At 70.6% G+C, this 23609-nt stretch carries 24 protein-coding genes; 12 read left to right on the forward strand and 12 right to left on the reverse strand.

What is annotated here, in order from left to right:
- Nucleotides 1-144 precede the first annotated feature (144 nt).
- Complete coding sequence (lysS, locus tag ACFWRO_RS24210; RefSeq protein WP_384513151.1) at nt 145-1869, forward strand: lysine--tRNA ligase; 1725 nt, start codon at nt 145-147, stop codon at nt 1867-1869.
- A 125-nt stretch (nt 1870-1994) separates the two neighbouring features.
- Nucleotides 1995-2201 carry a hypothetical protein gene (locus ACFWRO_RS24215; RefSeq protein WP_384513153.1) on the forward strand — a complete coding sequence of 69 codons (207 nt, stop codon included), beginning with the start codon at nt 1995-1997 and terminating at the stop codon, nt 2199-2201.
- A 34-nt stretch (nt 2202-2235) separates the two neighbouring features.
- Here the strand turns inward: ACFWRO_RS24215 and ACFWRO_RS24220 are convergent, their stop codons facing one another.
- From ACFWRO_RS24220 to ACFWRO_RS24230, 3 genes are all read right to left on the reverse strand, one after another.
- Nucleotides 2236-3495: a DUF2637 domain-containing protein gene (locus tag ACFWRO_RS24220; protein WP_384513155.1), complete on the reverse strand. Its 1260-nt coding sequence runs from the start codon at nt 3493-3495 to the stop codon at nt 2236-2238.
- A gap of 163 nt (nt 3496-3658) precedes the next feature.
- Nucleotides 3659-4384 (reverse strand): DUF3558 domain-containing protein, encoded by a 726-nt coding sequence (locus ACFWRO_RS24225; protein WP_384513157.1) that lies wholly within the window; start codon nt 4382-4384, stop codon nt 3659-3661.
- A 105-nt stretch (nt 4385-4489) separates the two neighbouring features.
- On the reverse strand, nt 4490-5371 hold the full coding sequence (locus tag ACFWRO_RS24230) for a DUF3558 domain-containing protein (RefSeq protein ID WP_384513159.1): 882 nt from the start codon (nt 5369-5371) through the stop codon (nt 4490-4492).
- Between the two features lie 174 nt (nt 5372-5545).
- Between ACFWRO_RS24230 and ACFWRO_RS24235 the strand changes: the two genes are divergently transcribed.
- On the forward strand, nt 5546-6739 hold the full coding sequence (locus ACFWRO_RS24235) for an RtcB family protein (protein ID WP_384513160.1): 1194 nt from the start codon (nt 5546-5548) through the stop codon (nt 6737-6739).
- 70 nt (nt 6740-6809) lie between these two features.
- Here the strand turns inward: ACFWRO_RS24235 and ACFWRO_RS24240 are convergent, their stop codons facing one another.
- Complete coding sequence (locus tag ACFWRO_RS24240) at nt 6810-7574, reverse strand: SDR family NAD(P)-dependent oxidoreductase (RefSeq protein ID WP_384513161.1); 765 nt, start codon at nt 7572-7574, stop codon at nt 6810-6812.
- A gap of 217 nt (nt 7575-7791) precedes the next feature.
- Between ACFWRO_RS24240 and ACFWRO_RS24245 the strand changes: the two genes are divergently transcribed.
- Nucleotides 7792-8196: a hypothetical protein gene (locus ACFWRO_RS24245; protein WP_384513163.1), complete on the forward strand. Its 405-nt coding sequence runs from the start codon at nt 7792-7794 to the stop codon at nt 8194-8196.
- Nucleotides 8197-8245: 49 nt separating this feature from the next.
- Here ACFWRO_RS24245 and ACFWRO_RS24250 read toward each other — a convergent pair whose 3' ends face one another.
- Nucleotides 8246-9667: an FAD-dependent monooxygenase gene (locus tag ACFWRO_RS24250; protein WP_384513165.1), complete on the reverse strand. Its 1422-nt coding sequence runs from the start codon at nt 9665-9667 to the stop codon at nt 8246-8248.
- Between the two features lie 247 nt (nt 9668-9914).
- Between ACFWRO_RS24250 and ACFWRO_RS24255 the strand changes: the two genes are divergently transcribed.
- Nucleotides 9915-10400, forward strand: coding sequence for a MarR family winged helix-turn-helix transcriptional regulator (locus tag ACFWRO_RS24255; RefSeq protein ID WP_384513167.1), 486 nt, complete (start codon nt 9915-9917; stop codon nt 10398-10400).
- Nucleotides 10401-10481: 81 nt separating this feature from the next.
- Here the strand turns inward: ACFWRO_RS24255 and ACFWRO_RS24260 are convergent, their stop codons facing one another.
- Both ACFWRO_RS24260 and ACFWRO_RS24265 read right to left on the reverse strand, forming a co-directional pair.
- The gene (locus ACFWRO_RS24260; protein WP_384513168.1) at nt 10482-11219 is read right to left on the reverse strand and encodes a Mut7-C RNAse domain-containing protein; all 738 of its coding nucleotides are present in this window, start codon (nt 11217-11219) and stop codon (nt 10482-10484) included.
- A gap of 93 nt (nt 11220-11312) precedes the next feature.
- Nucleotides 11313-12200, reverse strand: a complete 888-nt coding sequence (locus ACFWRO_RS24265) for an NAD(P)H-binding protein (RefSeq protein ID WP_384513170.1) — start codon at nt 12198-12200, stop codon at nt 11313-11315.
- Between the two features lie 134 nt (nt 12201-12334).
- On the opposite strand from ACFWRO_RS24265, the gene ACFWRO_RS24270 reads away from it, so the two are divergent.
- Complete coding sequence (locus ACFWRO_RS24270; RefSeq protein WP_384513172.1) at nt 12335-12778, forward strand: GNAT family N-acetyltransferase; 444 nt, start codon at nt 12335-12337, stop codon at nt 12776-12778.
- Here ACFWRO_RS24270 and ACFWRO_RS24275 read toward each other — a convergent pair.
- From ACFWRO_RS24275 to ACFWRO_RS24285, 3 genes are read right to left on the reverse strand one after another with little or no spacing between them, the layout of a single operon-like run.
- On the reverse strand, nt 12775-13311 hold the full coding sequence (locus tag ACFWRO_RS24275) for a GNAT family N-acetyltransferase (RefSeq protein ID WP_384513285.1): 537 nt from the start codon (nt 13309-13311) through the stop codon (nt 12775-12777). The genes ACFWRO_RS24270 and ACFWRO_RS24275 overlap by 4 nt on opposite strands.
- Before the next feature lie 20 nt (nt 13312-13331).
- Nucleotides 13332-14186, reverse strand: a complete 855-nt coding sequence (locus tag ACFWRO_RS24280) for a DUF6597 domain-containing transcriptional factor (protein ID WP_384513174.1) — start codon at nt 14184-14186, stop codon at nt 13332-13334.
- 51 nt (nt 14187-14237) lie between these two features.
- Entirely contained in the window at nt 14238-14483 is a 246-nt protein-coding gene (locus ACFWRO_RS24285; protein WP_384513176.1) for a hypothetical protein, read from the reverse strand.
- 306 nt (nt 14484-14789) lie between these two features.
- Between ACFWRO_RS24285 and ACFWRO_RS24290 the strand changes: the two genes are divergently transcribed.
- A complete protein-coding gene (locus ACFWRO_RS24290; protein WP_384513178.1) occupies nt 14790-15674 on the forward strand; it encodes an ABC transporter substrate-binding protein in 885 nt (294 codons plus the stop codon).
- Nucleotides 15675-15996: 322 nt separating this feature from the next.
- Here ACFWRO_RS24290 and ACFWRO_RS24295 read toward each other — a convergent pair whose 3' ends face one another.
- A complete protein-coding gene (locus ACFWRO_RS24295; RefSeq protein ID WP_384513287.1) occupies nt 15997-16383 on the reverse strand; it encodes a MerR family transcriptional regulator in 387 nt (128 codons plus the stop codon).
- Between the two features lie 79 nt (nt 16384-16462).
- On the opposite strand from ACFWRO_RS24295, the gene ACFWRO_RS24300 reads away from it, so the two are divergent.
- Nucleotides 16463-18430, forward strand: a complete 1968-nt coding sequence (locus tag ACFWRO_RS24300; protein ID WP_384513180.1) for an APC family permease — start codon at nt 16463-16465, stop codon at nt 18428-18430.
- A gap of 3 nt (nt 18431-18433) precedes the next feature.
- On the opposite strand, the gene ACFWRO_RS24305 is transcribed toward ACFWRO_RS24300, so the two are convergent.
- Nucleotides 18434-19039 carry a hypothetical protein gene (locus ACFWRO_RS24305; RefSeq protein WP_384513181.1) on the reverse strand — a complete coding sequence of 202 codons (606 nt, stop codon included), beginning with the start codon at nt 19037-19039 and terminating at the stop codon, nt 18434-18436.
- Nucleotides 19040-19307: 268 nt separating this feature from the next.
- Between ACFWRO_RS24305 and hemL the strand changes: the two genes are divergently transcribed.
- From hemL to ACFWRO_RS24325, 4 genes are all read left to right on the forward strand, one after another.
- The gene (hemL, locus tag ACFWRO_RS24310) at nt 19308-20615 is read left to right on the forward strand and encodes a glutamate-1-semialdehyde 2,1-aminomutase (RefSeq protein ID WP_384513183.1); all 1308 of its coding nucleotides are present in this window, start codon (nt 19308-19310) and stop codon (nt 20613-20615) included.
- Nucleotides 20612-21349, forward strand: a complete 738-nt coding sequence (locus ACFWRO_RS24315) for a histidine phosphatase family protein (RefSeq protein WP_384513184.1) — start codon at nt 20612-20614, stop codon at nt 21347-21349. Before hemL ends, ACFWRO_RS24315 begins: the two co-directional genes overlap by 4 nt.
- A gap of 287 nt (nt 21350-21636) precedes the next feature.
- On the forward strand, nt 21637-22890 hold the full coding sequence (locus tag ACFWRO_RS24320; RefSeq protein ID WP_384513185.1) for a hypothetical protein: 1254 nt from the start codon (nt 21637-21639) through the stop codon (nt 22888-22890).
- Nucleotides 22891-23001: 111 nt separating this feature from the next.
- The gene (locus tag ACFWRO_RS24325) at nt 23002-23607 is read left to right on the forward strand and encodes a TlpA family protein disulfide reductase (RefSeq protein WP_384513187.1); all 606 of its coding nucleotides are present in this window, start codon (nt 23002-23004) and stop codon (nt 23605-23607) included.
- The last annotated feature ends 2 nt before the right edge of the window (nt 23608-23609 follow it).

Genomic DNA, 23609 nt, shown 5'->3' on the forward strand with positions numbered 1-23609 from the left:
CCATGGGCGGGCAACGTGTTTTCTCCACCTGTGGACAACTTCAGGGCTGTGGACAACCTCGGGGTGCCCCCTTTCGTCTGGGAGAATGTCTGACGTAAGGCTGCAAGGCGTTCGAGGGAATCAAGGAAGAAGGACGTACCGACCGTGGCTCAGAGCAGCACAGAGACCGACTGGGTCTCCCGTTTCGCGGACGAGGTCATCGCCGAGTCGGAGCGACGTGCGCCTGGCAAACCGGTCGTCGTCGCCTCCGGACTCTCCCCCTCCGGCCCGATCCACCTCGGCAACCTCCGCGAGGTCATGACCCCGCACCTGGTCGCCGACGAGGTCCGCCGGCGCGGCCACGAGGTCCGCCACCTCATCTCCTGGGACGACTACGACCGGTACCGCAAGGTGCCTAACGGCGTCGAGGGCATCGACGCGTCCTGGGAGCGGCACATCGGCAAGCCGCTGACCTCCGTCCCGGCCCCGGCCGGATCGGCGTACCCGAACTGGGCCGAGCACTTCAAGGCCGCCATGGTCGACGCGCTCGCCGAACTGGGCGTCGAGTACGACCCCATCAGCCAGACGGAGCAGTACACGGCGGGCACCTACCGCGAGCAGATCCTGCACGCCATGAAGCACCGCGGCGACATCGACGCCATCCTCGACCAGTACCGGACGAAGAAGACGCCGAAGAAGCAGTCGCAGAAGCCCGTCGACGACGCCGAGCTGGAGGCCGAGGAAGGCTCCGGCGCGGCCAACGAGGACGACGGCTCCGGCGGCACCGGCGGCTACTACCCGTACAAGCCGTACTGCGGCCGCTGCGAGAAGGACCTGACGGCCGTCACGTCGTACGACGACGAGACCACCGAGCTCGCCTACACCTGCACGGCCTGCGGCTTCGCCGAGACCGTGAAGCTCAGCGAGTTCAACCGCGGCAAGCTGGTCTGGAAGGTCGACTGGCCCATGCGCTGGGCGTTCGAAGGCGTCATCTTCGAGCCGTCCGGCGTGGACCACTCGTCCCCCGGCTCGTCGTTCGTCGTCGGCGGCCAGATCGTCCGCGAGATCTTCGACGGCGTCCAGCCGATCGGCCCCATGTACGCCTTCGTCGGCATCAGCGGCATGGCCAAGATGTCCTCCTCGAAGGGCGGCGTGCCCACCCCGGCCGACGCGCTGAAGATCATGGAGGCGCCGCTGCTGCGCTGGCTCTACGCCCGCCGCAGGCCCAACCAGTCCTTCAAGATCGCCTTCGACCAGGAGATCCAGCGGCTCTACGACGAGTGGGACAAGCTGGAGGCCAAGGTCGCCGACGGCACCGTGCTCCCGGCGGACGCCGCCGCGCACGCCCGCGCCGCCCGCACCGCCGCCGGTGAGCTGCCGCGCACCCCGCGCCCGCTGCCGTACCGCACGCTCGCCTCGGTCATGGACATCACCGCCGGCCACGACGAGCAGACCCTCCGGATCCTCACCGAGCTGGACCCGGAGCAGCCGGTGACCACCCTCGACGAGGTCCGGCCCCGCCTGGACCGCGCCGAGAACTGGATCACCACCCAGGTCCCGGCCGACCAGCGCACCATCGTCCGCGACGAGCCCGACACCGAGCTCCTCGGCTCGCTCGACGACGAGGGCCGCGAGTCCCTGCGCCTCCTCCTGGAGGGCCTGGACTCGCACTGGTCCCTGGACGGCCTCACCACGCTCGTCTACGGCGTCCCGAAGGTCATGGCGGGCCTCGACCCCGAGGCCAAGCCGACCCCCGAGCTGAAGGTCGCCCAGCGCTCCTTCTTCGCTCTGCTCTACAAGCTCCTCGTCAGCCGCGAGACCGGGCCCCGCCTGCCCACGCTCCTCCTCGCGGTCGGCGCCGGGCGCGTGCGCAAGCTGCTCGGCGCGTAACCGTACAGATGTGACGAAGGGCCGCCACCGGGGGTCCGGTGGCGGCCCTTCTGCGACCTTCGGACTAGACCCGGTTCCGACGTGCGCACGACGAAACGCGGCGCCCCGCGCGAGACCGTGAAGACATGAAGAACGAAGCCATCGCAATCATCGGCTGGATCGCCCTCGTCCAGGGCGGACTCGGCGCCGGCGGGCAGACCTTCGGCGACAAGGCCTGGGGCCTGCTCCAGAAGTGGTGGGAGATCCCCACCGCCGGATACGTCGTCCTCGCTGTCGCGGGACTCGCGCTCGCCCTCTGGGGCGAGAACGCGAAGAAGCGGGCCAAGGCCTGAGCGATGCGGCAGCGGCCGGTCAGGCAGTCGCCCGTCAGGCGATGTGGTCCTCCGACAGCTCCCGCTCCATGCGCTGCCTCAGGCCCGGCATCCACTGCCGGAGCAGCGAGGCGCTGCGCGGGTGATGTGCGCCGTACCGGTCACTCAGCAGTATGTCGAGCTGCTCCACGCTCGGCGGAAGCTCGTTCTCCCCGTAGTACGTGAGCAGCGCCTTGTAGGCCGCCTCCGCGAACTCCTCCAGGGGCGGTTCCTGATCGACGTACTCCGGGTACTCCTCGAACTGCTCCGCGCCCTGCTCCTGGCGCGGGTCGGGGATCGGGAGCTCCTCCGGGCCGTAGGGCACCGCCACAGGCGTGGGCTCCAGGCCCTCGACGATCTGGGGCGCGTACGCCCCTTCGTACGCCTCCGGAGGCAGCTGCTGAGCCTGGAACCACGGACTGTCGTGGTTCGGCTCCTGCTCGGGGCCTTCCGGGACCGCCGTCCGCTGGTCCTGCTGCACAGAGCCCTGCGGAAGCTGCGGCGCCATCGGCGCCACTGGCGCCATCGCGGCCGGAACCGCCACCGGCTCCGCCTGCGCGACCACCGGCTGCGGGGGCAGCAGCATCGGCTCCACGCCCGCCGCCGCGAGACCGGCCGCGGCCGTCTCCGCCAGCGGCACGCCGTACTTCGCGAGCCGCAGCGGCATCAGCGCCTCCACCGGCGCCTTCCGCCGCCACGCACGCCCGAACCGGGCCTGCAGCCGCGCCTGGTAGATCAGCCGGTCCTGCTCCAGCTTGATCACCTGCTCGTACGAGCGCAGCTCCCACAGCTTCATCCGCCGCCACAGCCGGAACGTCGGGATCGGCGAGAGCAGCCAACGCGTCAGCCGCACGCCCTCCATGTGCTTGTCGGCGGTGATGTCGGCTATTCGGCCCACCGCGTGACGCGCCGCCTCCACCGACACCACGAACAGCACCGGGATCACCGCGTGCATACCGACACCCAGCGGGTCTGGCCACGCCGCCGCGCCGTTGAACGCGATCGTCGCCGCCGTCAGCACCCACGCCGTCTGGCGCAGCAGCGGGAACGGGATCCGGATCCAGGTCAGCAGCAGGTCCAGTGCCAGGAGCACACAGATGCCGGCGTCGATACCGATGGGGAAGAAGTAGGAGAAGTTGCCGAAGCCCTTCTCGACGGCGAGCTCGCGCACAGCGGCGTACGAACCCGCGAAACCGATACCGGCGATGACCACCGCACCGGCGATCACCACACCGATCAGTATCTTGTGCGTGCGTGTCAGCTGCACCGCGGCCACCCGCGATCCCCTCCCGTCAATCCACATCTCGCGGGCACAGCGTGGCACATGCGCGAGGAGCCCGGCCCCAGGGGGAGGGACAGGCTCCTCGAAAACACGTGCAAAATCGGGTGTACGCGACGTGTACGCGACGCGCCACGACTCCCGACGGCTTCTTGGCGGCCTACTTGTTCGCCGCGGCGACCGCCGCGACCGCCTCCTTGGAGGCCTTCACCGCGCCGTCCATCACCGTCTTGTCCGAGGGCGCGTCCGCACCCGCGTAACCGGCGCCGTTGTACGTCAGCAGCACCAGCACATTGCCCGTGCGGGCGACGACCGAGACGTACTTGAAGTCCTCGTCGGTCTTCTTCAGCTCGTACGCCACCGTCTTCGCCTGCTCGCCGATGCCCGAAGCGTCCGCCGTACGGACCTTCTTCGCACCCGCCGTCGCCTCGACCTTCGCCAGCTCCTTGGCGAAGTTGGCCTGGGCACGCTCCTGGCCGCTGCCGAGCGAGGCGTCCGAGGCGTAGCGGTAGAACGAGACGTCGAGCCAGCGGTACTGCGAGCCCTTCACGCCCTTGTCGTCCAGACCGTTCCACGAGCAGCCGCCACGGCTCTCGACATCGCTGGACGGCGCCGCCGTACCGTTCTTCGCCTTCGCCTTCGGCACCAGACCCGCGGTCGTCTTCGCGGAGATCGACTTGCAGACATCGGGCAGCTTCGCGAACTTCGCGGGCTCGACCGTCTTCGTCGACTGCGAGGCGTTCGGCGCCGACGACGCCGAACCCTTGCCCTTGTCCGGGGTGCCCGAAGCGCCGTCGGAGTCCGAGGAGCAGCCGGCGACGACGAGCATCACCGGGACGGCTGCGCAGGCGAGTATGCGGGTGAGTCGCGGGGCTGATCGGTGCATGGTTCCTTCAGTCGCTTGTCGTACGGTCCGGTCAGGAGGGAGTACGCCGACACGTTACGTGGTCCGGGAATCGCCGCGGAGCGGCTCCGGACGCCCACCCGGCGGCTACTCCTCGAGGCGCTCGGCGAGCAGACGGGCCAGATTCCGGGCCTTTTCCTGCAGTTCCTGGCTGTCGGGGGCCTCCGCGGAACCCGTCGTCTGCTCGACGTACTCGACTGTCACGATCACGTTGGATGTGCGGAACACCACGCTCACCGTGCGGTGCCGGCCGTTCGCGCCGCCCGCGCTGAGCGCGTCGTCGAGGAACGCCACCTGACCGAGACCCGCCAGGACGCGGGGCTCAAGACCGGTGGTGGGGGCGGTGGTGGGCGTGGTGGCCGCGGTGCCGGTGGAGGTGCCTGAGGGCGTGCCCTGGGGGGCGCCGGGGGCCGTCGTGGCGCTCGGGGTGCTCTGGGTGCCCTGGGCGCTCGGGGTGCCGGTCGCCGTGCCGCCGGGGGTGCCCGTGCCGCTCGGGGTGGTCCCCGTCGGGGGCGGCGGGGGCTGGGGGAGGTCCGCGGCGAGCTGCTTGCCCGCGAACACCTCCTGCGCGCGATCGTCGTCGCTCACGGCCGGGTCGTACGACACCACCCGCTCGATGTCGAGCCGCAGCCGGTGCATCGAGTCGGGAGTGTCCGCCTTCCAGCTGCAGCCGACCCGGCGGTCGGTGTCGTACGTGACGGCGGCGGTACCGCGGTACGCGGCGTCCCGCTCGTCGTCGGGGAGCTGGGTGGCGCCGGGGAGCAGGTCGCGGAGCGTGTTGTGCGGGACCGCGCCGCAGGGCTCGAAGAGCGTGCGGTAGCGGCCGGGGGGCGCGGCGGGGGCGGCCGGACCGGCCTTGGAGTCGACCGCGCCGGTGCCGGCCCCGCTGCCGGCGGAGCATCCGGTGAGCCCGAGGACGAGGGCGGCGCCGAGCGCCACCAGACCCGGTACGTACGCCTGTCGCTGCACGCTCCCAGGCTCCCTTCTCCCGAGGACTCCCCCGAAAACCCTTTGCCGCCGGAGACCGGTCGGTGGACACAATGTCTATCGCACGCGCTGCCGTTGATGCCGGTCCGTCGTCACCTGTACGGGCCTTGGAACCGGTTTTTGCGTTATCAGGCTTTTTGGGGGAATTGAGGAAGTATGTCGTATGTAGAGGTACCGGGTGCGAAGGTGCCCATCCGGATGTGGACCGATCCTTCCATGATCGACGACGGCGCGATGCGCCAGCTCCACAACACGGCCACCCTTCCGTGGATCAAGGGCCTCGCTGTGATGCCGGACGTGCATTACGGCAAGGGCGCGACGGTCGGTTCGGTGATCGCGATGCAAGGGGCGGTGTGTCCGGCGGCGGTGGGTGTGGACATCGGCTGCGGGATGTCGGCGGTGAAGACGTCCCTGACGGCGAACGACCTGCCCGGGGACCTGTCGCGGCTGCGGTCGAAGATCGAGCAGGCGATTCCGGTGGGGCGTGGGATGCACCGGGACATGGTGGATCCGACGCGGCTCTACCAGTTCGGGACGAAGGGGTGGGACGACCTGTGGTCGCGGTTCGATGGGATCGCGGACTCGGTCAAGTTCCGTCACGAGCGTGCCGAGAAGCAGATGGGAACGCTGGGATCTGGGAATCACTTTGTCGAGTTCTGTCTCGACGAGGACGGTTCCGTCTGGTTGATGCTGCACTCCGGCTCGCGGAACATCGGCAAGGAGCTCGCCGAGTACCACATCGGCGAGGCGCAGAAGCTGCCGCACAACCAGGGTCTGGTGGACCGGGACCTGGCCGTCTTCGTCGCGGACACCCCGCAGATGGGGGCGTACCGGAACGATCTCTTCTGGGCGCAGGAGTACGCGAAGTACAACCGCGCGGTCATGATGGCGCTCTTCCAGGAGGTCGTGCGCCGGGAGTTCCGCAAGGCGAAGGTGTCCTTCGACCCGGTGATCTCCTGCCACCACAACTACGTGGCGGAGGAGCGGTACGAGGGCATGGACCTGCTTGTCACCCGTAAGGGCGCGATCCGGGCCGGCTCCGGCGACTTCGGGATCATCCCGGGGTCGATGGGCACGGGCTCGTACATCGTGAAGGGGCTCGGCAACGACGCCTCCTTCAACTCGGCCTCGCACGGCGCCGGCCGGAAGATGAGCCGGTCCGCGGCGAAGCGGCGCTTCTCGACGCGGGACCTGGAGGAGCAGACGCGGGGCGTGGAGTGCCGGAAGGACTCCGGTGTCGTGGACGAGATCCCGGGTGCGTACAAGCCGATCGAGAAGGTCATGGAGCAGCAGCGGGACCTGGTGGAGGTCGTCGCCAAGCTGAAGCAGGTCATCTGCGTGAAGGGTTGAGTGCGCGACGGCGAGAGACGGGGGACGTCCTCGCCGTCGCGCGTGTCACGGCGGCGGTCGGCCGGTGTCGTCAGAGTTCGCGGTGGACCTTGGTGTTGGAGGCCTGGGCGCGGGGGCGGACGACGAGGAGGTCGATGTTGACGTGCGGGGGGCGGGTGCAGGCCCAGGTGATGGTGTCGGCGACGTCGTCGGCGGTGAGGGGTTCGGCCACGCCGGCGTAGACCTTGGCGGCCTTCTCGGTATCGCCGCGGAAGCGGGTGGTGGCGAACTCGTCGGTCTTGACCATGCCGGGGGCGATCTCGATGACGCGGACGGGGGTGCCGACGATCTCCAGGCGGAGGGTCTCGGCGAGGACGCGGGCGCCGTTCTTGGCGGCGACGTAGCCCGCGCCGCCTTCGTAGGCGGAGTGGCCGGCGGTGGAGGAGACAACGACGACCGTGCCGTCGCCGCTCGCCGTGAGGGCCGGGAGCAGGGCCTGGGTGATGTTGAGCGTGCCGATGACGTTGACCTCGTACATCTGGCGCCAGTCGTCGGGGTCGCCGGTGGCGACGGGGTCGGCGCCGAGTGCGCCGCCGGCGTTGTTGACGAGGACGGCGAGGGTGCGGAAGGCGGTCGCGAACTCCTCGACGGCGGTGCGGTCGGTGACGTCGAGGGCGTAGGCGGTGGCCTGGTGGCCCGCTTCGACGATCTCGGCGGCGAGGGCTTCGACGCGGTCCTTGCGGCGGGCGGTCAGGACCACGCGGTATCCGGCGGCGGCCAGCTGCCTGGCCGTGGCGGCGCCGATGCCGCCGCTCGCTCCGGTGACGACGGCGATGGGGGTACCGGCGGCGGTCATGACGTGCTCCTCGCGCGTGTGGTCGATTGTGTCGATCGCGTGGTCAGGATAGGTCGGGGAGTTCAGGGAGATCGCCGGCCGCGGGGTGGGATCGGACACGCTGGCTGATGGATAGTCAGAATATGTGCCGATTCGTCGGTATCTTCTGGCTATGGGTGCGATGCGTAGGGCTCTGGTCGGGGTGGTTCTCGCGAGTGTGGTTGTCGGTGGGACGGGTGTGGGTGCTCGTGCCGCGGGGGCCGAGGCCGATCTTGCTCATCATGGGCAGCTCTCCCTCTGGGAGTGGCGGATCGGGGTCCGGCTGGTCAGTGAGAACCACGGGCCGTCGGACGTGTCCCAGGCGACGGTGCGGCTGGCGTTCTCCGAGCCGATGGCGGGTGGGCAGGAGCTGCCGCCGTCCTGTCTGTGGGAGAGCGACCGGGTGGTCGTCTGCCGGACGGGTGAGCTTCGGGCCGCGGGGGCGGCGGAGGAGCTGGCGCTGGAGCTGCGGACGGCGGCGTCCCCGGACGAGGTGACCGTCGACATCTCCACGCTCTGGATGGACGGGGCCGTTGACGCGAACCCCCGGAACGATCGGCATCGGGTGCTGGTGCTCGCCACGGGCGATCCGTACGTCTTCTGAAGTCTGCCGATGTCTTCTGATCTCCTCTGATGTCTTCTGAGTCGCGTGGTCAGTAGGTGTAGCCGTCGGGGCGGACCAGGAGTGTCGTGGTGCGGGTGGGGTCGGTCCAGGTGGCCCGGACGACGCGGGTCGGTGTGGTGGGGGCGGCGGCCGGGAGGTCGGGTGTGGTGCCTTCGGGGGCGATTTCGGGGGTGATGAGGACGAACTCGCCGGCCCGCAGCAGTTCGTAGAGCCTGCCCTCGCGGAGTTTCAGGTCGGGGACGCGTCGGTGTGCCCGGCCGTAGGCGATGCCGAGGCCGCTGATCATGCCCATCGCCTTGGCGGAGGCCGCGGGAACCTTGCCGAGCAGTTGTGCGGCGAGGGTGCGGGCGGTGCGCAGGAGGGGGCCGCGGGCCATGGCGAGGCGGACGATGGCGCCGCTGCTGCGGAGCACCGCCGCTCCGACGGGGTGGCGTTCGGCCTGGTAGCTGTCGAGGAGGGCCTCGGGGTCGGGGGTGTCGCCGTGGAGGACGGCGGCGAGCTTCCAGGAGAGGTTGGTGGCGTCCTGGAGGCCGGTGTTCATGCCCTGGCCGCCGGCGGGGGAGTGGACGTGTGCGGCGTCGCCGGCGAGGAACGCGCGGCCGACGCGGTAGCGGGGGGCCTGGCGTTCGTCGCTGTGGAAGCGGGAGATCCAGCGGGGGTCGTGCATGCCGTAGTCGGTGCCGAAGGCGAGGCGGGTGATCTCGCGGACCTCGTCGAGGTCGACGGGGTCGCTGTCGGGGGCCTGGCGGGTGCGGTTCCAGCCCATGACGCGGTACCAGCCGTCGCCGAAGGGGGCGATGAAGGCGAAGGCGTCGTCCACTCCGTTGACGCGGAGCAGGTCTGCGGGTTCTTCGGTGAGGCGGACGTCGGCGAGGACGAGGGAGCGGATCACCGCTGTGCCGGGGAAGGGCAGGCCGAGCGCTGTCCGGACGGCGCTGCGGGCGCCGTCGGTACCGACGAGGTAGCGGGCGTGGAGGGTGAGGGGGGTGCTGTCGGGGTCGGTGGCCTCGGGGTCGGTGGCCTCTGCGGTGACCTCTGCGGTGACCCGGTCGGCGTCCTGGGTGAGTCCGCGCAGTCGCGTGCCGTACCGGATGTCCACACCTGTGGATCGCGCGCGGCGTTCGAGGACGCGCTCGACTTCGTACTGGGGGATGACGAGGAGGTAGGGGAAGCGGGAGGGGAGCCGGGTCAGGTCGAGGGCGGGGCGGCCGAAGAGCCGCAGCCGGGCGACGGGGGTGCCGGTCGCGACGAGTTCGTCGGCGAGGCCGCGGGCGTCGAGCTGCTCCAGGGTGCGGGCGTGGACGGCGAAGGCCCGGGTGATGTTGCTGATCCCCTCGGGGCGGCGTTCGAGGAGGATGACGCGGAGGCCCGCGGCGGCGAGGTCGCCGGCGAGGAGCATTCCGGTGGGGCCCGCGCCCACGACGAGGACGTCCGTGTCGAGGTGGTTCATGGCTGCCTCCAGGTGGGTGCGTGCGCCATCAACGGCGTTTGCCAACCGTTGTTGGTCAACGCTTCTTGGCAACGGTAGGGCCGGTCGGCTCGAACGCCGGGAGCGCGACGACGTCCTGACCGCGCTCCTGCGGGCCTGGGCTACCAACCCGGCCGGCGTCGAGCGCCTGCAGGCGATCTTCGCGGGGCAGCGTAGGGCCGAGGCGGCGCAGGGCCGAGCGCGGGAGTCTGCTTCGTACACTTTCTGCATGCCGCAGAAGAATTCCGCCCGGCGCGACGGCCTCATGAGCGAGCTGTACGACGAGTCCCGCCGCTACATGGCCGCCTACGCGCTGTTCAACCAGGCCGTCGCCGATCATCTGCGGCTCCACCCGACCGACGTGCAGTGCCTGAACCTGCTCTCCCTGGAGCCCGGCCCGGTGACCACGGGCCGGATCGCCGAGCTGACCGGGCTGACCACCGGCTCCGCGACCCGGCTCGTCGACCGTCTGGAGCGGGCCGGCTACCTCACGCGCGAGCGGGACTCCGAGGACCGGCGGCGGGTGCTCGTCACCGTCGTGCCGGAGCGGATGGCGGAGCTGGGCGCGTTCTGGCGGCGGCTCAACGGCGCCTGGGGCACCATGTTCGACGCCTACAGCGACGCCGAAGTCGCCCTGCTCATCGCCCATATGAAGCGGACGGTGGAGCTCAGCGCGACCCAGGTCGAGCGGCTGCGTACGGGCGACCTCGACTGACGGAGCGGCCGGCCTGCTCGGGGTCGAGCTCTCGGGGCAGAGCTCTCGGGGCCGAAGGCTCCGGTCATCCGAAGGCTCCGGTCAGTGGGCTGCCGCGCCGCCGAACTCGCGCAGGGCGTCGGTGACGATCGCCTCCAGGCGGGCGTGGTGGGCGCCCCGCCAGTACACCCGCTCGCACTCCGTGCACCGGGCGAAGACGTCGTACGTCTTCTCCGTGCCCTGCTCCAGGCGCTCGCGCACCGAGTCCTTGTCGGCGGTCGTCAGCGGCCCGTTGCAGGCCGTGCAGCGGGTCCAGGGCTTCAGGGGCGGCGCGAACCGCTCCAGTACGTCACGGAGCTGGTCGTCGGGCTGGTCGCTGTACACGTAGGCGCCCGCCCACAGCTCCCGGCGGCGCAGCAGCCCCCGGTCGCGGGAGAGCATCACGCGTCGCTCCCGCGCGGAGAGCGTCGCGAGCGCGGGGTCGCCGATGTCCTCGCTCTCGTACGCCGCGTCGACTCCGAGGAGTCGCAACCGCCGCGCGAGCGTGCCCAGATGGACGTCGAGGAGGAACCGGAGCGGGGCGCCGGGCACCGACTGGGGGCGCTCGACGTCCTCGACCTCGATCGTCTCGCCGGCGGCCGGGATGTGGGACACCTCCACCGGGTGCCCGTCGACCAGGATCCGGCCGGCTTCGGTCAGCGGCACACCCAGCGACTCCACGACATGGCCGAGCGTCGAGGCGCCGTCCGTGGTCACAGGGGTGCGCCCCGCGCGTCGTTCCGCCGAGACGAAGAGCCTCAGGCCGGGGGCGAAACTGATCTGGATCTCCGGTCCGTTCACGGGGACAGGATGTCACCGGGGCCCGCGGCGCGGCCAGGTATTTCGGCCGGGGCGAGGCTTGTCGCTGCTGCTGGGGGCCCGGAGGCGTGGTCCTTAGGGGCGGAAGGCCTCCGCGTGCTCGGTGGCCCACTGGGCGAAGGTCCGTGCCGGGTGCCCGGTCAGCTCCTCCACGGTCCGGGACAGTGGGGCGGGTCGGCCGTCGTACGAAGCCCAGTAGGAGAGCAGGGCGTCGGCGAAGGTCTCCGGGATGTGGGCGGACATGGACGTCTTCCACTGCTCCGGGGTGACCGGTGTGTAGGGCGTGGGGCGGCCGGTCGCCTCGGCGAGTATCGCCAGCTGCTCGGCGAACGTCAGTGACTCCGGGCCGGTCAGCAGGTAGGAGGAGCCGCGCAGCCGGGGTTCGGTCAGGACCGCGAACGCGGCCTCGGCGACGTCCCGCTCGTGGATCGGGTCACCGTGCGAACCGGGGTACGGGAGCTCCACCGGGCGCCCTGCCCTGATCGCCCAGGACCACTGCAGGGCGTTGGTCGCGAACGCGCCCGGCTGGAGGTGGGTCGCCTCGACGTCGCCCCGGGCGGCGGCGGCCTCCAGGGCGCGCTCGACGGCCAGGTGCGAGGCGGCGATCGGGTTCTCGGCCGCGTCCGGTGCGAGCACGGAGCTGGAGGAGAGCAGGGCGATGTGCCGGACCCCGGCCACGGTGGCCCGGGCGAGGAAGGTCTCGATGTGCGAGGGCTCCGCGTACAGGAAGACGGAGTCGACGCCTTCGAGCGCGGCGTCGAAGTCCGCCGGGTTGGAGAGGTCGCAGCGGACGGTGTCGATGTCGGGGGCGGAGCGGGTGCCGCTGTCGCTGTCGGTGCCGCCTGGTGGTGAGAGATCCGTGGGGTTCTTGGAGGCGGCCCTGACCTTGATGCCCGCGCTGTGGAGCAGGCCGAGGAGGGTCGAGGCCACGCGGCCGCGGCTTCCGGTGACGAGGACGGTCATGTGAGGGGTCCTTTCGGTGAGGTCGGCTGCGTAAGGAAGAATCTGTGTCACGCAGATAAATATCCGCGAGGGTCCCCAGTCCCGTCAACCCTGAATCAACCCTGACGGGAGAGCCCTGAGATACCGTCCCCGACATGAAGATCGTCGACCTCGAGCCCGGTGACCCGCGCCTGGACTCCGACCTGCTCCCCGTCCTGCGCGAACTGCGCCCCCACCTCACGCCGCAGCTCTTCCACGAGGTGCAGGAGCGGGGCCACGCCCAGGGGCTGCGCTTCACCGCCGCCTACGCGGACGACGACACCTGCGTGGGTGCCGCCGGCTGGCGGATCGTCGACAACACCAGCACGATCCGCAAGCTCTACGTCGACGACCTGGTGACCGCCGACGACGCCCGCTCCACCGGCGTCGGCCACGCGCTCCTGTCCCACCTGGAGGAGCACGCGCGCGAGGCGGACTGCCGGGAGCTGGACCTCGACTCCGCCACGCACCGCACCGGAGCCCACCGCTTCTACCTGCGCGAGCGCCTCGACATCGTCGCCTTCCACTTCAGCAAGATGCTCAGGCCCGAGGACGGCTAGGCAAGAGGCTCCGGGTCCGCGTTCAGGTCCAGGCGCCAGTCGTTGCACCGCAGCGCGTGGCCCGGCGGGTACTCCAGCTCGCGCTCGCCGCGCAGCTCGAAACCGGCCTTGCGGCACACCGCGTTCGACGGCCCGTTGTCCGTCGACGGGAACGCGTGCAGGTGGCGGTGGGCGCGCGTGGCCCGGGCGAAGCCGGCGACCGCGCGCGTGGCCGCCGTCGCGACGCCCCGGCCCTGGAAACCGGGCAGCACCGTCCAGCCCGTCTCGTACACGGGCTCCCCGTCCCAGGTCTGCTCCCAGAAGCCGATGCTGCCGACCGCGACCTCCTCGGGGAGCAGCACGATCCGGAACATCAGCCCCGCGTTCGTCCGCCGCTCGCTCAGGTCCACGTAGCGCCGGTGCCGCTTGAGCAGGGCCTCCTCGGTCTCTGGGCCGCCCAGGTGCTCCATGAGCTCGGGGGCGTTCATGGCGCGCAGCAGCCAGAGGTCGTCCTCGGACCATGCTTCGAGGCGTATGGGGGAGGCCTTGTCCATGTCCATGGCCGCACTGTAGGTCAGGGGTCTGACACCTGGCGGGCGTACGCGGTGGGTGGGACGCCGACCGTGGCCGTGAAGTCCCGTACGAGATGGGCCTGATCGCTGTAGCCCAGCTCGGCGGCGAGGCCGGCCCAGTCCGGGGAGCCCTCGGTCCCGGTGGCCTCGGCGCGCTCCAGGGCCTCGTGGATGCGGTAGCGGAGGATGACCCATTTCGGGCCGACGCCGACGTAGTTGGCGAAGAGCCGTTGGAGCGAGCGGCTGGACAGGCCCGCCGCGCTGGCCAGTTCGGAGACGCGGCGGATCGACCGGTCCGTACGGGTCAGCTGCACCAGCTCCATGGCCTGTGTGGCCTGCGGATCGGGTGCGGGGCCGTGGGCGAGCAGGAAGGCGTCGAGCGCCGCCACGCGCGCGTGGTCGGTCTCCGGGTCGAGGACGGCCGCGACGGAAGTGGCGACGGAGGCGGAGGTGGCGTCGGTGTCGGTGAACACCGTGTCGAGCGGGACGCGCCGGCCGGTCCACTCCGACACCGGCCGGTCGGGGGCGAAGGGCCGGAAGCCGCCTGGCCGGAACTGCACGCCGCAGACCCGGCCGACGCCGGTGAGCTTCTTGGTGAACAGTTCGAGGCCGATCCCGGCGACCTCCGCGAAGGTCGTGTCCTCGTCGCGGTAGCGCTGGAAGACCACGTTCACCGAGGGGTGGGGGACGACGTGGCTCGCGTACGGCTCATCGAGCTCCCAGTCGATGAACCAGTAGTGCTCCAGGTACGGGCGCAGTTCCGGTGCCGGGTCGTGGCGGCGGAACCGGACGCGGGCGAGGAGTTCGGCGGCGTCGACGATGCCTCGGGTGTCGCGGCGGGGACCGGAATCAGTCATGGCGCGGAGCCTAGGGGCGCGCTCGGACAGTGGGCGTGCGGGGCGCAGGGCTCACCGTAGGCGGCCGGCCGAGCCCACCGTGAGGCGGGAGACGACCTGGCCGAAGGCGTCCTCCTCGGCCGGTGTCAGGGACACGGTCTCCTGGGGGTGCCAGACCCGCTCCAGTGGAGCGTCCGCCCGGGCGCGGCGGGCGTGGGAGCGCAGGCTCAGCGCCACCCACACGGCGGTGGATACGGCGACCAGCCCGACGAGGGTGATCACGCGGGGGTCCGAGAACTGGCCGGGCAAGGACGACATGGCTGACTCCGGGGAGCGAGGGGCCCTGCGGTTACGCGCCCTGGCAGACGGCGCGCGCGCACGGCGCTGACGATTCCTGCTGCTTCCTCCCGACCTGTTCAGTCAACACCATTCCGGGGACTTTCGGCAGGGGGGTCCGGGACCTTGGTCCCGGCCGGTGCGTGTGCCGCTCCGGAAGCGCTTCGGATGGGCCGGAGGCCCTCTTGTGCGGGCCGGTGAAGCGCCCCAAGGTGGCGGCATTGGTGGGAATGGCGGCATGGCGGAATGGCGGGTTTCGGCCGGGGAGGCCGGGGAGGGAGCAGTCGCATGTCGGAGATGAGGGCGTGGGGGTTCACCGACGACAGGGGTACGGCCGTGGAGGCCGTACGCGCGCCGGTGCGGGTGGCGGCCTATGTACGGGCGGGGGCGGCCCTGCTCGACCTGGGGGTGACGCCGGTCGCGGTGTACGGCTCCGGGCACGACGGGAACGTCCTGGATTCGGTCAAGGCGGGTCGGCTGGAATCGGCCGGGGTCCCGTACCTGGGGGCGGGGCGGGCGTTGGACGAGGCCCGGCTGGGGGGTCCGCGGCCGGATCTGATCGTCGACGTCACGTACGACGGGAAGAGCGCGTACGCGCTGGACGAGGGGGTCGCGGAGCGGGTGGGGGTGCCGGTGGTGGCGCTCTCGGTGGGGAACGAGGGGACGCTCTCGGCGATCATCGGGCGGTTCGGGGAGTTGGCGGTGGCGTTGGGTGGGGGCGGGGGTGGGGGTGTCGTGGGGCTTGGGGTGGACGGCCTCGTCGGGCCCGTCGGTTCCGTCGACCCCGTGGTTTCCGCGGAGGCGGTCTTGCGGGACGCGGCCGCGGGGGTGGACGTGCGCGTGCTCGCGCTCTCCGGGGCCGGTCCCGACCAGGTTCACCTTGCTCGGCCGCAGGCGTGGCCCGAGCTGGCGCGGCTTGCTGAGCTGGGGGTCCGGTTGGTGGATCCCGGCCCCGGGCCCGGGGCGAACTGGCTGACGGCGGACTGGGGGCGGGTGGCGGCGTTGGAGCCGGGGCTCGTGCTGTACGACAGCCGAGCGAACGCGGTGCGGCCGGGGCCGGTGGGGGGTGCGGTGGGGGGTGCGCGGGTGGCGCCTTGGAATCCGGAGACGCCGCCGAGCGGGGTGGCGTACGCCGCGTTCTTCTTGGAGCTTGCGGAGGCGCTCCGGGCGTAGGTCCGCCCTGGCCCCCGGGTGCGGGTCTGGCCCCTGGCCCCCGTCCCGGGTGCGGGCCCTGGCCGAACGGCCCCTGGACGGGCACCGCCCCCGTGGGTTGTGCCCACCCGTCCCGCCCTGCGGGACGTTTGCCCACAACGGGGATCGCGGGAGTACCCCCCCACAACGCAGGTCGCGGGAGGGCCGCCCCGGCCGGTTACGGGCGTCGCCCCTGCGGGTCCCCGACGGGGGGCATGTGACGGGCACCGCCCCCGTGGGTTGTGCCCACCCGTCCCGCCCTGCGGGACGATTGCCCACAACGGGGGGCGCGGGAGCACCGCCCCTACCCCAACCTCGCCCGCAACGACCCCGCGAATTCCTCCGCCCTTGCCAGTTGGGTGCGGAGTTCCGCTACCCGCTCCCATGCTGCCTGCTCGTAGTGGCGGATTCGGGTGAGGAGGGTGGTGCGTTCTGGGGTGGTGAGGGTGGGGTCGGTGAGACGGGCGGCTGCCTCCAGGAGGTCGCGGGTTTCCTCGATCGTGAAGCCCAGGGGCTTCATCCGGCGGATCACCATCAAGCGGTCGACGTCCGCCTCCGTGTAGAGCGGGAAGCCGCCCTGGGACGACGCCGAGGGGACGACGAGGCCGCTGTCCTCGTACTGGCGGATGGTCCGCAGGGACAGTTCCGTCCGTGCGGCGACCTCGCCGATCTGCATGGGTTCGCCGGCCATGCGCAGTCTGCTCACGGCACCCGTCCTTCCCGCGCGGCTTCCGCGCACCCAGAAGTCATTTGTCCTAACTTCAGCACTTATGAGAGCTGGAAGTGCGGCGAAACGCCTGCTCGTCGGACGGCCATTGGACAGCGGCCGGCTCGGCGAGACCCTGCTGCCCAAGCGGCTCGCCCTGCCGATCTTCTGCAGCGACCCGCTCTCCTCCGTCGCGTACGCCACCGAGGAGATCCTGCTGATCCTCGCCCTCGGCGGGCTCGCCGTGCTCCATCTGGCCTGGTACGCGGCGGTCGCGATCGTCATCCTGCTGGTGGTCGTCGTCGCGTCCTACCGGCAGACCTGCTACGCCTACCCCGGCGGCGGCGGGGCCTATGTCGTCTCCGCCGAGAACCTGGGCCAGACCGCCGCGCTCACCGCCGCCAGCGCCCTGCTCATCGACTACGTCATGACCGTCGCCGTCTCGATCGTCTCCGGCGTCGCGGCCATCACCTCCGCCGTGCCCGCGCTCGACGGGTATGCCGTCGGTCTGTCCGTCGGATTCGTCGCGATCCTCGCCTGGCTGAATCTGCGGGGTGTTCGTGAGTCCGGGCGCTACTTCGCCATCCCCACGTACGCCTTCATCGCCACCATCTACCTGATGTTCGCCGTCGCCGCCGTCCGGATGGCCACCGGCGCGACCATCCGCGCCGAATCCGCCGACCTGCCCGTGAACGCCGAATCCACCTACGCCGGACTCGCGCTCGTGCTCCTCGCCATGCGGGCCTTCGCCTCCGGCTGTACGGCCCTGACCGGCGTCGAGGCCATCAGCAACGGCGTACCGGCCTTCGAGAAGCCCAAGAGCCGCAACGCGGCCACCACCCTCGCGATCATGGGCGGCTTCGCCGTGACCATGTTCTTCGGCATCACCACCCTCGCCATGGTCTACGAGGTGCACGTAGCCGAGGACCCCACCGAACTCGGGCGCGCCCCCGGCACCGCCATGCCCACCGCGCTCGCCCAGATCGGCCGCGCCACCTTCGGCAGCTGGCACTTCCTCTTCTACCTGCTCCAGGCCGTCACCGCCGCCGTCCTGATCATGGCGGCCAACACCGCCTTCAACGGCTTCCCCATGCTCGCCTCCGTCCTCGGCCGGGACCGCTACGCGCCCCGCCAGCTCTTCCACCGCGGCGACCGGCTCGTCTACTCCAACGGCGTCCTGCTGCTCTCCCTCGCCGCCATCGCCCTGATCGTCGCCTTCGACGCCAACCTCACCCGGCTCATCCAGCTCTACATCATCGGCGTCTTCGTCTCCTTCACCCTGTCCCAGGCGGGCATGGTCAAGCACTGGCGGCGAGAACTCGCCACCCCGGCCGGCGCCGCGAACCGCGTCCACATCCTGCGCCGCCTCGCCATCAACGCCTTCGGCGCCTGCCTCACCGCCGTCGTCCTCGTCATCGTGCTGATCACCAAGTTCACGCACGGCGCCTGGATCGTCGTCCTCGCCATGCCCGTCCTCTTCGCCGGCATGAAGGGCGTGCGCCGGCACTACGAAGCCGTCGCCGCCGAGGTCGCCGTCCCGCCAGGCGCGCGCCCCCGCCCGCTCTCCGGGAACCACGTGATCGTCCTCGTGGCCACCATCAACGCCCCGAGCCTGCGGGCCCTGTCCTACGCCAAGACCCTGCGCCCCGCCTCGCTCACCGCGGTCACCGTCGCCGAGGACCCCGCCGAGGCCGAGGTCCTCCGCGCCACCTGGGACGCCCACGGCATCGACGTACCGCTGCGGGTGCTCAGCTCTCCGTACCGCTCCGTCGTCCAGCCGGTCCTGCGGCACATCCGGGACGCGCCCGAGCGGCGGGAGGACTCGGTGGTGTCGGTCGTCATCCCCGAGTACGTCGTCGGGCACTGGTGGGAGCAGCCCCTGCACAACCAGAGCGCCCTACGGCTCAAGGCCCGGCTGCTGTTCATGAAGAACGTCGTCGTCATCGACGTCCCCTACCGGCTCGCCTCCGCCCGCGAGCTGGCCGCCGAGCGGGCCAAGGCCGCCGCCGCGCGCGACAGCGAAGGAGAGTGAGTCCTACGGCCAGACCAGGCAGTACGGCTGGTGCCCCGCCTCGTGCAGGCGGTGCGAGAAGTCCTGCCACTCGTGCAGCAGCTGGTAGACGTTGAACGCGTCGCGCGGGCCGCCGCGGTCCGGGACCGTGGACCAGATGAAGGCCGCCGCGCCCACCGACTCCTCGCCGATGCCGCGCAGCGGGTCGACCACGGTCATGGGCAGCTTCACCACGGCGTAGTCGGGGTGGAGGACCACCAGTTCCAGCGGGGGCACCTTGTGCAGGGGCATGCCCTGGATGCCCGTGAGGACCATCGCGGCTATCGTCTCGGGCTTGATCTTGGTGAACATGCCACCCATGCCGAGCTCGTCGCCGCCCAGCTCCTCCGGGCGCATGGAAATCGGGACGCGGGCCGCCGTGGCACCGTCGGGCGCACCGAAGTACTTGTACGTCACCCCCAACCGGCCACTCCCGCTTCCCGTCGCGTGCTCCGTCGACCCCGTCGTTCCGCCCGTGGACCCCGGGGACTGCGCGGGCTCTTCCGTACGCCGTCGCCGGTGCTTCCCCCGACGGGCAGGCTCCGGACCCAGATCGTCCGTCCCCTCACCCAGTCCGCCACCGCGATGCATATCTCCACCCGACTGCTTTTTCGGCAACACGAGCCCCGTCGTGCAACCCGATCAACGTGACAGTGACCTCCCCCACGCTCTCGCGGTGAAACACCTGTCCGCAAGAACGTCCGGCCCTCTGACACCATGGATTCCGTGAGTCATCCCTATGACGCCCCAGTTTCGCAGACGCGGAGGATCCACGCCCCGGCGTAATGCACGGGGCACGTCAAGGAGTGCTCACACCCTCCCTCCGTACTCGCAGCCGTACTCGCAGGTCAGGACCACAGTGCCGTATTCATACGAAGCCCCAGTCTCACAGACGCTTTTCGACCGCGCGTCCCTCGTGACGCCCGGCGGCGTGAACTCACCGGTGCGCGCCTTCCGGGCCGTGGGCGGAACGCCCCGGTTCATGGTGTCCGGTACCGGCCCGTACCTCACCGACGCGGACGGCCGAGAGTATGTCGACCTCGTCTGCTCGTGGGGGCCGATGATTCTCGGCCACTCCCACCCCGAGGTCATCGCCGCCGTGCAGGCCGCCGTCTCCCGCGGCACCTCCTTCGGTACGCCCGGAGAGGGCGAGGTCGCCCTCGCCGAGGAGATCGTCGCCCGGATCGAGCCCGTCGAGCAGGTTCGGCTGGTTTCCTCCGGTACGGAGGCCACGATGTCCGCGATCCGGCTCGCCCGGGGCTTCACCGGCCGGGCGAAGGTCGTGAAGTTCGCCGGCTGCTACCACGGCCACGTGGACGCGCTGCTCGCCGCCGCCGGCTCCGGCGTGGCCACGTTCGGCCTGCCCGACACGCCCGGCGTGACCGGCGCGCAGGCCGGCGACACGATCGTCCTGCCGTACAACGACCTGGAGGCCGTGCAGGAGGCCTTCCACAAGTACCCGGGCGAGATCGCCTGCGTCATCACCGAGGCCTCGCCGGGCAACATGGGCGTCGTCCCGCCGCGGCCCGGCTTCAACCAGGGCCTGAAGGACGCCTGCGCGAAGAACGGCGCCCTGTACATCTCCGACGAGGTCATGACCGGCTTCCGGACCTCGCGCGCCGGCTGGTACGGCGTCGACGGCGTGAAGCCCGACCTGCTGACCTTCGGCAAGGTCATGGGCGGCGGCTTCCCGGCCGCGGCCTTCGGCGGCCGCGCCGACGTGATGGGGCACCTCGCCCCGGCCGGCCCGGTCTACCAGGCGGGCACCCTCTCCGGTAACCCGATCGCCACCGCCGCCGGCCTCGCGCAGCTGCGGCTGCTCGACCAGGCCGCGTACGACAAGGTCGACGCGGTCTCGACGGAGATCCAGGGGCTCGTCACCGACGCGCTCGCCAAGGAGGGCGTCGCGCACCGGCTGCAGACCGCCTCCAACATGTTCTCCGTCTTCTTCACGTCCACCGAGGTCCGCAACTACGACGACGCGAAGAAGCAGGAGGCCTTCCGCTTCAACGCCTTCTTCCACTCGATGCTGGCCGACGGCGTCTACCTGCCGCCGTCCGCGTTCGAGTCCTGGTTCGTGTCGACGGCCCACGACGAGCGCGCGGTCGAGCGGATCGCCGCCGCGCTGCCCGCCGCCGCGCGCGCCGCAGCGGAGGCCACCGCATGAGCGTCAGCGGGAGCCTTCCGAGCGGCGACAGCAGCAGTGCCGGCAACGGCACCGGCGGCGACGACGAGATCACCGTCGTCCACCTGGTGCGCCACGGCGAGGTGCACAACCCCGACGGCGTCCTCTACGGCCGCCGCTCCGGCTACCACCTCTCCGAGCTCGGCCGCCAGATGGCCGACCGGGTCGCCGAGCACCTGGCCGACCGGGACATCACGTACGCCGTCGCCTCCCCGCTGGAGCGGGCGCAGGAGACGGCGCAGCCGGTCGCCAAGAGCCACGGCCTCGACCTGGCCACGGACGGGCGGCTGATCGAGGCAGGGAACGTCTTCGAGGGCAAGACCTTCGGCGTCGGCGACGGGGCCCTGCGCAAGCCGGGCAACTGGAAGCACCTCACCAACCCGTTCAAGCCGTCCTGGGGTGAGCCGTACGTCGAGCAGGTCGTCCGGATGATGGGCGCGCTCGACGCGGCGAAGGACGCGGCGCGCGGGCACGAGGCGGTCTGCGTCAGCCACCAGCTGCCGATCTGGATCGTGCGGAGCTTCGTGGAGAAGCGGCGGCTGTGGCACGACCCGCGCCGCCGCCAGTGCACGCTGGCCTCGCTGACCTCGTTCACGTACCGGGGCGACAAGATCGTCTCGGTCGGCTACAGCGAGCCGGCGCGTGACCTCGTCCCCGCGCACCTGCTGGCGGGCGCGAAGCCGGTGAAGGGGAAGGCGAAGGCCTTCGGGGCGTAGCGCTCCGCGGGGGAGACCGGTAGGAGCCACAAGGGTCGGTGCGCACGTGCCGGTCCGTTGTGGCTGGTCGCGCAGTTCCCCGCACCCCTAGCCGGGTCGACCCCTACGCACTTTGTTCGAGTCCCGCACATCTGGGTAGACCGTCAAGGCGATCGGATGACGTGAAGTCATCTGGTCGCCTTGAAATTTTTGTGCTAATTCCCGGAACCTCCGTGTTCCTCCTGGCATCTCACTCATTGTCGGTTCGGATGACCATTCGGTCATACGTAAACGCGAATGGGGACGTCATGCGCGGGATCACTCGAAGGGGCCTCATAGGGGCAGGCGTTGGCGCGGCCGCAGCGATCGGGATCGCCGGGTGCAGCACCAATGGGTCGGACAAATCGGGAACTTCCGGACCTGGTAAGGGTGGCGACGCCTCGGGATCGCCGAGCGCCGCCAAGCCCACCGGTCCAGAGGTGAAACTCATCGGCGACGGTTCCACCGCCGACACCGGAAAGCAGCCGAACCAGCCCGACGCCCCCGTCCCGCTCGAACCCGGCCAGACCCCGCCCCAGTTCGTGATCTTCTCCTGGGACGGCGCCGGCGAGGTCGGCAACGGTCTCTTCCCGCGCTTCCTGGAACTCGCCAAGAACCACGACGCCGCGATGACCTTCTTCCTCTCCGGGGTCTACGTCCTCCCGGAGTCCAAGAAGGACCTCTACCGCCCGCCGAACAACCGCGTCGGCGCCTCCGACATCGGCTACCTCACCGACGACCACATCAAGGACACCCTCAAGAACGTCCGCCAGGCCTGGCTCGACGGGCACGAGATAGGCACGCACTTCAACGGCCACTTCTGCGCCGGCTCCGGCTCGGTCGGCAACTGGACCCCGGCCCAGTGGCAGAGCGAGATCGACCAGGCGATGAAGTTCGTCACCGAGTGGAAGACCAACAGCGGCTGGACCGACCTCGACCCGCTGCCCTTCGACTACAGCAAGGAACTCGTCGGCGGCCGCACCCCCTGCCTCCTCGGCCAGGACAAGCTGCTGCCCACGGCCAAGCGCCTCGGCTGGCGCTACGACGCCAGCTCGCCCGGCGGCCGCCAGATGTGGCCGGACAAGCGCCAGGGCATCTGGGACCTCCCGCTGCAGGCCGTGCCGTTCCCCGGCCACTCCTTCGAGGTCCTGTCGATGGACTACAACATGCTCGCCAACCAGTCGAAGAACACCACCAAGGGCATGCCCTCCCGCTACCCGGGCTGGCGCAAGCAGGCCACCGAGGCGTACCTCGCCGGATTCAACCGCGCCTACGAGTCCAACCGCGCGCCCTTCTTCATCGGCAACCACTTCGAGCAGTGGAACGGCGGCATCTACATGGACGCCGTCGAGGCGGCGCTGAAGGGCATGGCCGGCAAGAAGGACGTGCGGCTCGTCTCCTTCCGCCAGTTCGTGGACTGGCTGGACGTGCAGGACCCCAAGATCCTCGCCAAGCTCCGTACGCTCGAAGTCGGCCAGTCGCCCACCGGCGGCTGGAGCACGTTCCTGAAGGCCGCGGCATAGGAAGCCCGCGTCATAAGCGGAGTACGTCCCTTAGGCCCCCTTGACAAGGTTCTTTACGGGCACCCAGGGGGGCGCCCAAGATCCCCCAAACGCCCATGCGAAACTTTTCACATGAGCCTTAGCCGCGCCCCTCGACGCACCCTGCTCGCCGTCGGAGCCCTGTCGGCCGCCCTCGCTCTGTCGGCCTGCAGCTCGGACTCCAACGGCAAGTCGGGAGGCGGCGGCGGAACCAACTTCGTGACCAACACGGGCGGTATCTCCACCGTCGCCAAGGGCGAGCGCACGGCACCCAACAAGATCGCGGGCGAGACCCTCGAAGGCGAGAAGCTCGATGTCGCCGACCTCAAGGGCAAGGTCGTCGTCCTCAACGCCTGGGGCTCGTGGTGCGGCCCCTGCCGCGCCGAGGCCGCGCACTTCGCCAAGGTCGCGAACGACCTCAAGGGCAAGGGCGTCGAATTCGTCGGCCTGAACACCCGCGACTTCAACAAGCAGCAGGCGATCACCTTCGAGGAGAACTACGAGGTCCCCTACCCGAGCCTGTACGACCCGGCCGGGAAGGTGATCCTCAACGGATTCCCCAAGGGCACGCTCAACCTCCAGGCCATCCCGTCCACCGTCGTCCTCGACAAGGACGGCAAGATCGCCGCCCGCGCCCTGATGGCCCTCGACGAGAAGAAGCTCCGCTCGATGATCGAGCCGCTTCTCGCGGAGAAGTGATC

The organism is Streptomyces sp. NPDC058579 (genome assembly GCF_042718575.1).
GTDB lineage: Bacteria > Actinomycetota > Actinomycetes > Streptomycetales > Streptomycetaceae > Streptomyces.